Raw genomic sequence first — 12309 nt, forward strand, 5'->3', positions numbered from 1 at the left:
ACATATCATTCAGGGCTTTTCCCCAGTTTCTTCCCGGTTTCCACAGCAAAGCCCCGCAAAAAGGCTTCGGCGCTCATCCGCTTCTTGCCCTCCAGCTGAAGTTCCTTCAGAATCAGTATTCCCTTTCCAGTCTGAACCTCAAGGGTCTCCCGGGTAACAGCTGCCACCGTTCCCGGCTCCTGAACCTCTTCTTTATCATTGTCTCTTACCTCGGCCCTCCAGAGTTTCAGAGTTTTCCCTTCCAGATACGTGTATGCGCTGGGCCAGGGATTCAGCCCGCGGATCAGACATTCCAGTTCCCGGGCAGATTTCTTCCAGTCAATTTCTCCAAACTGCTTCTTTATCATGGAAGTGTGGGTCGCCTCCTGATGATTCTGAGGCGTATACACTGCAGTTCCCCGAGCAATTTCCTCCAGAGTCCTGACACAAAGCTCTGCCCCTGACGCCGCCAGCCGTTCAAAAAGGCTTCCCCCTGTCTCATCTTCTCTCAGAGCCACTTCTTCTTTCAATATCATATCTCCGGTATCTATGCCTGCATCCATCCGCATGGTGGTAACTCCCGTTACCTTTTCCCCATTAATGACTGCCCACTGGATGGGGGCAGCTCCCCGGTATTTAGGCAGCAGGGAGGCGTGGACATTCACGCAGCCAAATTCTGGCATTTCCAGAATTTCTCTGGAAAGAATCTGGCCAAACGCCACCACTACCATAATATCCGCTTTCTGCTTTCTTAAATATTCCACACATTCTGGCTCCCGTATCCGTCTCGGCTGATAAATCTCCAGTCCATGAGCCAGAGCCGCCGCCTTCACCGGAGAACACTGCATGTTCTTTCCCCGGCCTTTGGGCTTATCCGGCTGGGTAACCACCAGGGCAATCTCATGTCCCGCCTGAATCAGCGCCTCTAAGGTTCCCACAGCAAAATCCGGCGTTCCCATAAAAATAATTCTCATTCTGTTATTCTTCCTCCTCGTCCTCATACACAGCATCATGCAGGGGACCTTCTATTTTCTCCACATACATATGGCCGTCCAAATGGTCTATTTCATGACAAAATGCCCGGGCCAGCAGCTCTTCTCCCTCCATCTCAAACCGATTCATCTCTTCATCCCAGGCTTCAACCTTCACATAATAGGGTCTTGTAACTACCCCAGCCTTTCCCGGAAGGCTTAAACACCCTTCATCGCCCGTCTGTTCTCCCCGGCTCTCAATTACTCTGGGATTGATCAGAACAATGGGGCCGTCCCCGATATCAATTACCGTCAAACGCTTTAAAATTCCCACCTGAGGCGCCGCCAGACCCACGCCGTTTCCATCATACATAGTCTCCAGCATATCCTCAATCAATTCTTTAATCTTGGGAGTCACCTCTTTCACATCCCTGCATTTCTTGGTCAAAATTTCATCGCCCAGCTGACGAATATTCCGTAACGCCATAATCTTCTTCCTCCTTAATCAAAACGCGTCTCTAAAACCCATTCATGGGATTAAAATCAAATTGTATGATGACACTGGCAAATTCCCGATGGCTGTTTATAAAATCCTCCAGCACATCCTTTATCTTAACCAATTCTCCATAGTCTTCATGCTTAAAATAAATCACCTTTTTATAAATGTCCTTCACCTTGGCCACTGCGGCGTTTGCCGGTCCCACTACGGAGAGCCCAGGCAATTTGCCCTTTTCCTTGGCCTGCCGGACTTTCTTTGCCAAAAGCTCCGCGCTTAACATGGCCGTCATCTCATCTTTTGACGCCACAAGCATTGCCATCATATGGCCGCAGGGCGGATAATCCATCAGCTTCCGGCAGGCAATCTCCGTCTCGTAAAAGCCGCAATAATCCTGTTTTGCGGCCAGTTCAATGCAGTAATGCTCCGGATGATAAGTCTGTATCACCACTTCTCCGGGAAGCCGGCCCCGGCCGGCCCGGCCGGCCGCCTGAGTCAGAAGCTGAAACGTCCGCTCCGCTGCATGAAACTCACTGACAAACAAGGACAAATCCGCCGCCAGCACTCCCACCAGCGTTACGTTGGGAAAATCGTGGCCCTTGACAATCATCTGAGTGCCGATTAAGATATCCGCCTCCTGATTGGCAAAGGATGAAAGAATTTTCTCATATCCTGTTTTATTTCTGGTAGTATCAAAATCCATCCGCAGCACTCTGGCCTCTGGAAATTTTTTCTTTACAATTTCTTCTATTTTCTGCGTGCCGGCCTTGAATCCTCCGATATATTTGGAACCGCATTCCGGGCAGACCTGAGGAACCGGCTCTTCATGTCCGCAATAATGGCACACCATTCTGCCGTTGTTGTGCTGACTTAAGGAAACGTCGCAGTGAGGACACTTCAGCACATGGCCGCAGCCGCGGCAGGAAACAAATCCGGCCATTCCCCGCCGGTTGATAAACAGCATAATCTGCTGCTTTGCCTTCAGCCGATCCGCCATCAGCTCCTGAAGCCGCTCGCTTAAAATAGAACGGTTTCCCTGCTTTAATTCTTCCCGCAAATCTATAATTTCACACGCTGGAAGCGGCTTTTCCTCAATTCTTTCTGTCATCTCCAGCAAACGGTACTCTCCCTTTTTGGCATGATAATAGCTGTCCAAAGAGGGAGTGGCGGAACCTAAGACTACGCTTGCGCCTGCCATTTTAGCCCGCTGGATGGCTGTTTCTCTGGCGTGATATCTGGGAAGTGTTTCGCTTTTGTAGCTGGTTTCGTGCTCCTCGTCAATGATTATAATTCCAAGATTTGAAAACGGCGTGAACAATGCGGAACGAGGTCCAATCATCACATCCAGCTCATTGCTTTTCGCCCGCTCAAACTGATCGTACCGCTCTCCGGCCGACATTTTGGAATTTAATACCGAAACCCGCTCCCCAAAACGCTGATAAAAACGCACCAGGGTCTGATAGGTCAGGGCAATCTCAGGAATCAGTACAATCGCCTGCTTCCCCTCTTTCACCACCCGATCAATCAATTCTATGTAAACTGCTGTCTTACCGCTTCCAGTCACCCCATGAAGCAGCCAGGTATGGTGTCTTTCCTGGATAAATTCCTGCCAGATCTCCTCCACAATTTCCTGCTGCTTCTGATTCAGCACAAGACGCTGTTTCTCTTTCTGAAATTCTTCCCCAAAGGGACTGCGGTACAGCCGCCGCTCTTCCACACTGAGGATCTCCATTTCTTTCATAGCCCGCACTACAGAAGATGTAATGTTCAGTTTGCCCGTTACCATCTCGTAGGGAAGAGGATTCTGTTCCAGCAATGCCGCAAGAAGCCGTGCTCTGGCCTTGTGGTTCTTTCTTTCGAACATGGCAAGCCGCTCCCTTGCTTCCTGCTTTCCCAATTCCAATTTTACAAAACGCTGTTTCTTCTCTTTGGTCTTCTGTTTAATAGGAAGTACGGTTTTTAACGCATGGTTCATGGTTCCGCCGTAATTGTTCCGCATCCAGCCTGCCAGGGCAATCAGTTGAGATTCAATGGGGACGCTGTCTTCTACCACAGCCTCAATCTCTTTTAACTTCTCAACATCATATTCCGGCGCATCCGTCAGTTCCACCACATAACCGGTGGTTTTGCGCTGCCCGTTTCCAAATGGAATTTCCACCTGCATGCCCACGGCAAGATTTGCCTGCAGCTGGCCGGGCACTTTGTACTGGAAGGTCTTATCCAGTTTTTCATGAGAAATATCAATAATAATATTGGCGTATTCTGCCATTGCTGCATCACCTGTTTTCTTATTCCTGTGCCAGTTCCTCCAACACTTCCTGAATCAGCACGCGTTCATCCATTGGGTACTTTTTACCTTTGATTTCCTGATAATCTTCATGTCCCTTTCCCGCAAGCACAATCACATCCCCCGGTTCACCCTTTGAAATAGCATACCGGATGGCTTCCTTTCGGTCCGGGATCTCTACATATTTGCCTTCCGTTTTATTAATTCCTGTTTTAATATCTTCTATAATATCCTGAGGCTCCTCAAATCTTGGATTATCCGAAGTAATAATCGTCAAATCTGCAAGTCTGCCCGACACTTCTCCCATCTCATAACGGCGCAGCCTGGAACGGTTTCCGCCGCAGCCAAACAGGCACACCAGACGTTTGGGTTCATAGTCTTTCAAGGTTCCCAGCAGGCTCTCTAAACTCATAGCGTTATGGGCATAATCAATCATCAGCGTAAATTCGTCCGATACAGGAATCATCTCTATTCTTCCCTTCACCCTGGCCGCCTTCAGCGCCTGCTTCATATTCTCTTTTGTCACCTTAAAATGACGGCAGATGGCAATGGCTGTCAGAGAATTGTATACGCTGAACCGTCCCGGCACATCAATTTCCACTTCCAGATCCACAAGGCCCTTGGCCTGGTAAGCCACCCCCAGATAGCCTGGTCGCTTCACCAGATGGATATTTTCTGCCCGCAAATCCGCCTCCGGCGCAAATCCAAAGGTTTCCAGCCTGCAGGTATGGCCCGCTGTCACTTGTTTCCAATGTGCATCGTCAATATTGACAATTCCTGTTTTGCATTGGCGAAACAGCATTCCTTTACATGCCAGATATTCTTCAAAAGAAGCGTGTTCATTGGGGCCGATATGATCCGGTTCTATGTTGGTAAAAATTCCCATTTCAAAGGGTATTCCCGCTGTACGGTGCATCATCAATCCCTGGGAAGACACTTCCATCACGCAGCACTGACAGCCCTGTTCCAGCATCTGCTGAAAATAGTCCTGCAGAATATAAGATTCCGGCGTGGTGTTATTTGCAGGGATTGCCTGTTCTCCAATCATCGCTTCTATGGTGCCGATTAATCCTGTCTTATAGCCTGCCTGTTCTAAAATTGATTTCACCATGTAAGCAGTCGTGGTTTTCCCTTTCGTTCCAGTTACCCCAATGACCCTCAGCTTTTCTGCGGGATAATGGAACCAGGCTGCAGACGCCAGCGCCAGTCCATACCGGGTATCTCTGGTCTTTATCACAGTCACAGATTTCGGCGCCTCTACATCCTCCTGCACGAAAAGGGCTGCCGCGCCTTTTTTTACCGCCTCTTTCGCATAGGCGTGGCCGTCAGATACCGTTCCCTTGATACATACGAAAAGACAGCCTTTTGTCACTTTTCTGGAATCATATACCAATTCTGTAATATCCAGATCGATTTTTCCCTGTACCAGGGTATAATCCAGACGTTCCAGCAATCTATCCAACTTTTCCATATATAACCTCTTTTCTAAAAGCATACTCTTTTTATTATATGATATATTCAGGGATTTGGCAAGCTGGGAATTACATGCGCCCGCCCTTTCCTGGGATAGAAAAAACCCCCGGAAACACATCTCCGAAGGTTCTTATTCTCAGATATTAATTCACACTTTCCACATCTGCAAAAGACAGCCTTGTCTCCGTTGCATGAAAAAATTCTTCTTTCGCCAGCCCGAAGCAGTCCAGAATCTGAGGAGAAAATGTTCCGCATTCTCCGTCAAAAATCATCCGCGCCGCTTCTGTCACTGCATAAGGAGCCTTATAGACACGTTTGCTGACAAGGGCGTCATACACATCGGCAATGGACACCACCTGGGCCCAGATTGGAATCTCATCTCCTGACAATTTGTCCGGATATCCTTTTCCGTCATACCGCTCGTGATGAAAACGGCAGATATCATAGCAATAACGGTAGAAATCATCTTCCTCCTGTTTGAAATTCTCCAAAAGCTCACACCCATAAACTGTATGCTTCTTAATCTCTTCATATTCTTCATTGGTAAGCTTGCCCGGTTTCAGCAAAATACTGTCAGGAATCGCAATTTTGCCAAGATCATGCAAAGCGGAGGCGTTTACAATCAACTCCACATCTTCCTCAGATAATTCATATTCCGGATAAAATCGAACCAGATACTTCAGCAGTACGCCCGTATAGTATTTTACCCTCTGAATATGCTCTCCCGATTCCAAGCTTCTGAATTCCACCACGGAACTCAAAGCGTTCACCAGAAAATCATTATTTTTCTTAAGCTTCTCCCTGCTCTCTCTGAGCTGTCTGGTGCGTTTCTCCAGTTTCTTCTCTATATCTATTCTATGAGAAAACAACTCAATAATATTCATTGCGCGCCGCATAACCACCTTCGGAGTAAACGGCTTATACACAATATCTGACGCGCCGTATTCATATGCTTTCAACTCTGTATCCACAGAAGCCTCTCCGGTAATAATAATTACTGGTATGTATTCCATATAATTCTTTTCTACCATGTATTCCAGTACATCCAGCCCGGATTTGCCCGGCATAATAACATCCAGAAACATCAATGCAAGCTGCTCACTCTTCTCTTCAATGATCTGAATTGCCATGTCACCATCTTCGGCTTCCAAAATCTCGAACTGCTCTTCAAAAATGAACTTCAGCATTTCGCGATTTATGTCAATGTCGTCAACGATTAATAAAGTATTCCTTTCCATGACTTCTCCTTTGCAGAATTTTCCTAATCATTCATACTTTTATAAGTCTCACAGGGCATATTATACTATATCGTCTTTGCGAAATCAACTCGATTCCGAAAAACATTATAAAGGAATTTTCGCAAATTTCCATCATAAATTACAAAAAATCAGTTTTATGCCTATCAGCAAAACAGCCGACAGAATTGCTGTAACGTACATAAGTTTCCCACTTCGTTCAATATCTTTTTGCTCCGCTGGACGAATGTCATCTCCGATCAACGGCTTTTCATGCTTTACTCCAAAATACCATGCATCCCCTGCCAGCTGTACCTGCAAAGCTCCCGCCATGACCGATTCCGTCTGAGCCGAATTGGGACTTGCATGGCAGTAACGATCCCGTCTATATATCCGTAAGGCGCCTTTGGCGTCCAGGCCGCAGAACAAACAGCCACATATCATCAGGAAAGCGCTGAGTCTGGCGGGGATAAAATTGACAATATCATCCAGCCGGGCTGCAGCTGTTCCGAAATACCGATAAGCTTCATTTTTATATCCTACCATGGAATCCATGGTATTAATGGACTTATAAAAAAATCCTCCTGCGCCTCCCAACAGCGCCATAAAAAACATAGGCGCAACAATTCCGTCAGAGGTATTCTCCGCCACCGTTTCCACGGCTGCTTTGATGACCTCTGTCTCACTGAGCTGCCCGGTATCCCTTCCCACAATCATGGAAACTGCTGTCCTTCCTGCCTCTAACCCTTCCATTTCCAAAGCCTCCGCTACTTTCATGCTCTCCGTTTTCAGGGATTTTGCCGCCAGAAGCGTTCCGCACATAAGGCCCTCCAGCACAATTCCCGCCGCCGGATGAATTCGATAGCACACAAATAAAGCCGCCCCGGGAATCAACGTGGAACATCCTGCCACCAAAACCACCAGCAGGACGCCTGCTGTCCTCTCCCCTGCTTTTGTTGGGGGAAACAGGCGGCGCAGAAGTTTTTCTAATCCGGAAATCAAGCGGCCGATTGCCATGACCGGATGATACCACCCCCTGGGATCTCCAATGATAAAATCCCACAGGACGCCCAGCGCCAGCGCAATCGCAGAGCAGCACAATCTACGGTATATCATTTGTAACAGTCTCCTTCCAAACACTGTGTCCGTCACTATACTGCTCAAATCTGCTTTCAATCCGGACCAGGTTTTCCGCGTATTCCTTTAATTCCGCCGCCAGCTTTTCCCTGTCATCCCGCTCCATCTTATAGAGAATGCGGTGCTCCATGCTTGCCCAAAAATCCATGGACATGGTACGGAACTGAACCTCCACCGGAAAATATTCCATCCCATCCAGACAATACACAGGAATCCCCACAATAATATGGTAACTGCGGTAACCATTGGCCTTAGGGTTGGAAATATAATCGCATTCCCGAATTACAATCAAATCTGCCTGACGTTTCAGGGCGTCTGCCAGATTATAAATATCTTCCACAAAATAACAGATCACCCGCACTCCGGCGATATCCTGCAAATAATCCTTTGCATTCATCACAGTCGGTTCTTTTCCCTTCCCTGCCAGTTTCTCCTCCATGCTTTCCTTTTCCTTAATTCTGTGCTGGATATTGTGAACAGGCTGGCCTAAAGATTCACTGTATAGGTTATGCTTCAATACGTTCAGCCGGGCAAGCAGAACTTCACTGGCATCTGCATAAGGCTGGATTAACGTATAATATTCCTCGTTCGTCATAATTCTTACCGTTCCTCCTTATGGTAGATTATACCAGACTTTTGGTAGAAAAAAATAAAATTTTGTTATAAAAAATCTTAAAATTGTGTGAACAGTAAGCCCTGACGGATTCCCACATTGTCAATGGCAACTTTTCCTTCCTTACCGGGAAAGCACAGGCGAATCTGGCAGATTTTACCAGAATCTATCCCTTCAAAATCCTCCAGCGGCACAGACACAGTCTGAAACTGATGTTTATATTCTATGGTATTCCACAAATACTGTAACTTATTCAGCCGCACCAATAACGGCGGATACACCGGAACATAATCTTTCCCTGACAGACATGCTTCTGCCCCGCTTTTGTCTTTCACCCAGATCTCCACATCCAAAAGCCTGGCTTCTTTTTCAAAAAAATCCTCCTGCATATCCATCAAATCAAACTGCAGCGTTGTTCCCTCCAGCTCAAGCTTCGGCAGAGAGATGCAAAATTCCGCTTTTTCCTCCTGTCTGGCATTCTCTCCCTCTTTGTCTTCAGTATCCCATTTCAAAACCGCTGCATAATTTCCCCTGGATTCTTCATTGGAAAACCGCATCAGCTCCTCCCGCCAGCTGTCTACATGCTCTGCCTGAATCCTGACCCCTTCTGCAGTCCCTGTTTCAATCCGGGCGTCCTCCTCAAAATCACACAGCATCATTACATCAGACCTTTGGTAAGACTGGACATACACGGTTTGCGGCAAAAGGCTTCTGTATTTTCCCCAATTGGTCAGCAGCTCATACGAACTCTTTTCTTCCTGCCCTAAAGTCTGATCCAGAAAGACTTTGATCGCTATTTTTGCAATCTGCTGCTGTTCCTGCTGAGAAAGAAAATTTGCCACGTTCAGCATACGGTTTATGGGTTCCATCATATCATATTTTCCCCAGAGAGAATTAAACTGCCCATGGTTCAGTCCCGCCACATACAGGGAAGTCTTGATACAGTCCTTAGTTTTACTGAAAGAAATATTTTCATATTGCTCCATTCCCATAAAGGAGTTGACGTCCTGATCATTGGCGCCGTGAAGCAAAAGATAATTCACATCTTCCAGCTCCACACTCCGGTCAGAGGGGCGATATTGCCCGCAGGTAGGCGCAATGGCAATCAAAGACTTGATGGAAAAGTGATACTGAAATCTGCGGTTTCCGTTATCTGGATAATAATTCAAATCGTTAAACAGATAGGCTGTGCAGACAGCCTCTCCGCCTCTGGAATGTCCGGCCAACGCCAGATTGCCATAATCCATTTTCTGATACAGCACTCCCCCTTCATGCTGGTTATAAGCTGCCACCTGCCTGATATTTTCCAAAAGAAGCACCGCCCTGCCGTCATTTTCTCCGGAAAGGGAATTACATGCATTTTCATCTACCGACACTGTCACATAGCCATGGGAGGCCAGATATTCTCCCAGATATTCATAGCCCTGATAGGAATCCGTCAGCCAGCTGTGGTTTCCATGAATCAAAAACAAGGTAGGGCAATTGGAAACTTCTTCAGGGTACCAGATCATCCCGGACAAAGGAACCTCCGTCAGCGGATAACCCTGGTATTTTTCCTTGAAAAATCCTCCAATTCCCTCATTTTCGGCAAATCTGCTGATATTTACTGTTTCAGACTCCAAATCCCCCGGCTTTCCCGTCCCATAAGCTGCCGTTAACGCCCGATAAGGCCCCTTTTCCATTTCCCGGCAAAATTCCTGCTGCTCCTGTTTGGTCAATGTTTCTGCTTTGCCGCCTGTCTTTTGGCTTAAGTTCAGATACGTCTCAATATAAGAATCTGAAAATCCATCTCCCGCCAGAAGCCAACAGACCCCTCCCATAAAAATAACAGAAAATCCCAGGGAAACCGCAATCGTCTTTGTCCGCACCTTATGATACAAAAGCGCCCAAAGGCTTTTCAGCATCAGCGTAACCATCAGGCTAACTGCCAACGAAAGAAGCACGCTTTTCCCAAATCCTGCCGTATACGCCCCCGCCGTCATCACAATCAGGCTGACCATCCAAAGCAGAAGCCAGCACAGCCGCTCCTTTATATTTCCCCGAAACAGCCAGTAAAGAATTTTCCCCAAAAGCCACACTGCCAGCATGGTAATAGGAACTGCCGCCAAAAACGCCAGCAAAACCCCCGCCCATCTGGGACGCATGAAACCTCCTGCCATCAGCCCTGCACTAAAGCTGAACAGAAAGATGGCGCACCAGTACAGCAATGCAGTTGTGTCATTCCAGTTCCGTTCCCGGCAGCTGCGGAAACGAACTCTTGCTGCTGAAATTTTCTCTTTGATACACGTTATAGTATTTCGGATTTTCTGCATATGTATTTGCCTTTCATTTCAGCCTTTTGGCAATCCCGCAATTCACCAGATACGCCTCCTGCGCCTGCTTTGCCAGCAAGCATCCAATACGCCCCACCGTCTCACGGTATTTCCGGTCAAATGCATCCATGGGAACTATGCCGCATCCCATTTGATTCATCGTAATAAGCACACGGGGATTTGCCTTCAGCAATTGCTCTGTCATGGCGTATGGATCTTTTCCTTCCTCCAGTAAGCTTCGAATCCACAGATGAAAATGTAAAATAATATCTGCTTTCTTAAGAAGCTCCATCTCCTCTGTCTTTCCTTCCAGAATCAAAGGCTCCTTCCCATTCTCCTGTGCGAAATATAATTGTTTTGCCATTTCTGATTTTCCCTGAAAAGCTCCTCCTGTTATTAATATCATGGTTTTTTCCTCTGCACTCTTTCTTCCGCTGTTATTAATATCATGGTTTTTCCTCTGCACTTTTTCTTCCGCTGTATCAACATCATTGCTCTTTACCATATTTTTCCCGCTGCTGCCGCAGCAATCACAACCGCCAGTTCACAGATCTGCAGAAACCATCCCGCCAAATCTCCGGTGATTCCTCCGAACTTGTCCAAAGACATTCTGTAATACCAATAGAAGACCACAAAGGCTGCGCCAAGGGAAATTCCTCCAAGGCGCACGTCTGTCATAAGCATCACCGCCCCAATCATGCCCGTTTCCGCCAGAAGAATGCGCCCGGCCCATTTCTTCTGGGCATGCTCTGCAAACATGGCTGCAAGGCCGCTGTCCTTCGCACAGGGAAATGCAGTCACTGCATATCCGCTGAGACACCTGCTTAAGAAAAACCCATAAGAAACCATAAGAATTCCCTCCTGCTTCAGCTCCGAGGAAAATCCAAACCAAAGCAGAAAATACAAACATCCGGCAATCACTGCAAAGGCTCCCGCATTGGAATCCTTTAAAATCTCAAGACGGCGTTCCTTTGTCTGCCAGGAGCTTAAGGCGTCTGCAGTATCCAGCAGCCCATCCAGATGAATCCCTCCGGTCACTGCAACGGGAATTACCGTCAATATGGCTGCGTACAAGATCGGCCCCACCGGAATGCGCGCCGCACAGACGCCCCACAGATAAAACAGCAGGCCGATCACCCCGCCGATCCAGGGGAAGAAGCACATGACATACTTCATATTCTCTTTTTCCCATTCTGCTTTGGGCATGGGAATTTTGGAATACATGGCAAAAGCAATGATAAAGCTGTTGATATACTTCATAACTTCCTCCACTCCACCGGAATGCCGCAAATCACTTCTGTCAGACTGTCTGAAACCTTTCCGAGAAAACGATGCAGTCCGGCCATCTGACGCAGATATTCCATAGTCGTTTCATCATATTCCATTCCGTCTTCAAAGACATTGTTCCCCACAACCACCAAATGACGGCAATGCTTTGCCAGATGAAGGATTCCCTTCTCTATTGCCTGAGCAGCCTGCTCTTTCCTGCAATTTTCAGAAAACATCTCGTTTGCAGTCAAATTCGACAGACATTCCAATAATATAATCTCATTTTTATCCACCGAAAGCTGTTCCAAATGGGTGTAACACTCTCTCGTCTCAAAGCCTTTTCCTGCCCGCATCTTCCTATGGCGCCCGATTCTCTGCCAGCTCTCTTCATCCAACGGCTTCATGGTAGCCACATAAACCAATTTTTCCGTCTCCTGCTCCTTTAGCTGTACCGCAAGATTTTCCGCATATTCTGATTTTCCGCTGCCGCTTCCTCCAATGACAAAAAAAATCATACCTGTTTTGCTCCTTTAAAAC

At 47.2% G+C, this 12309-nt stretch carries 11 protein-coding genes; all 11 read right to left on the bottom strand.

What is annotated here, in order from left to right:
• Window positions 1-5: 5 nt before the first annotated feature.
• Window positions 6-953, bottom strand: coding sequence for a methionyl-tRNA formyltransferase (gene fmt / locus E5329_RS00600; RefSeq protein ID WP_135987644.1), 948 nt, complete (start codon window positions 951-953; stop codon window positions 6-8).
• A 4-nt stretch (window positions 954-957) separates the two neighbouring features.
• Window positions 958-1437, bottom strand: a complete 480-nt coding sequence (gene def, locus E5329_RS00605; RefSeq protein WP_135987645.1) for a peptide deformylase — start codon at window positions 1435-1437, stop codon at window positions 958-960.
• Window positions 1438-1468: 31 nt separating this feature from the next.
• Complete coding sequence (gene priA / locus E5329_RS00610; RefSeq protein WP_135987646.1) at window positions 1469-3715, bottom strand: replication restart helicase PriA; 2247 nt, start codon at window positions 3713-3715, stop codon at window positions 1469-1471.
• A 19-nt stretch (window positions 3716-3734) separates the two neighbouring features.
• Entirely contained in the window at window positions 3735-5204 is a 1470-nt protein-coding gene (locus E5329_RS00615) for a UDP-N-acetylmuramoyl-L-alanyl-D-glutamate--2,6-diaminopimelate ligase (RefSeq protein WP_135987647.1), read from the bottom strand.
• Between the two features lie 145 nt (window positions 5205-5349).
• Window positions 5350-6444 (bottom strand): HD domain-containing phosphohydrolase, encoded by a 1095-nt coding sequence (locus tag E5329_RS00620; RefSeq protein ID WP_135987648.1) that lies wholly within the window; start codon window positions 6442-6444, stop codon window positions 5350-5352.
• Window positions 6445-6576: 132 nt separating this feature from the next.
• Window positions 6577-7557 (bottom strand): adenosylcobinamide-phosphate synthase CbiB, encoded by a 981-nt coding sequence (cbiB, locus tag E5329_RS00625; RefSeq protein ID WP_135987649.1) that lies wholly within the window; start codon window positions 7555-7557, stop codon window positions 6577-6579.
• On the bottom strand, window positions 7544-8173 hold the full coding sequence (locus tag E5329_RS00630) for a GTP pyrophosphokinase (protein ID WP_135987650.1): 630 nt from the start codon (window positions 8171-8173) through the stop codon (window positions 7544-7546). Before E5329_RS00630 ends, cbiB begins: the two co-directional genes overlap by 14 nt.
• A 77-nt stretch (window positions 8174-8250) precedes the next feature.
• Window positions 8251-10503, bottom strand: coding sequence for a tripartite tricarboxylate transporter TctB family protein (locus E5329_RS00635; protein ID WP_135987651.1), 2253 nt, complete (start codon window positions 10501-10503; stop codon window positions 8251-8253).
• A gap of 13 nt (window positions 10504-10516) precedes the next feature.
• Window positions 10517-11008, bottom strand: a complete 492-nt coding sequence (locus tag E5329_RS00640; protein ID WP_135987652.1) for a bifunctional adenosylcobinamide kinase/adenosylcobinamide-phosphate guanylyltransferase — start codon at window positions 11006-11008, stop codon at window positions 10517-10519.
• A complete protein-coding gene (locus E5329_RS00645; protein WP_135987653.1) occupies window positions 11002-11763 on the bottom strand; it encodes an adenosylcobinamide-GDP ribazoletransferase in 762 nt (253 codons plus the stop codon). Before E5329_RS00645 ends, E5329_RS00640 begins: the two co-directional genes overlap by 7 nt.
• Window positions 11760-12287, bottom strand: coding sequence for a bifunctional adenosylcobinamide kinase/adenosylcobinamide-phosphate guanylyltransferase (locus E5329_RS00650; RefSeq protein WP_135987654.1), 528 nt, complete (start codon window positions 12285-12287; stop codon window positions 11760-11762). Before E5329_RS00650 ends, E5329_RS00645 begins: the two co-directional genes overlap by 4 nt.
• Window positions 12288-12309: the final 22 nt, after the last annotated feature.

Origin of the sequence: Petralouisia muris, from assembly GCF_004793545.1 — a bacterium.
GTDB lineage: Bacteria > Bacillota > Clostridia > Lachnospirales > Lachnospiraceae > Petralouisia > Petralouisia muris.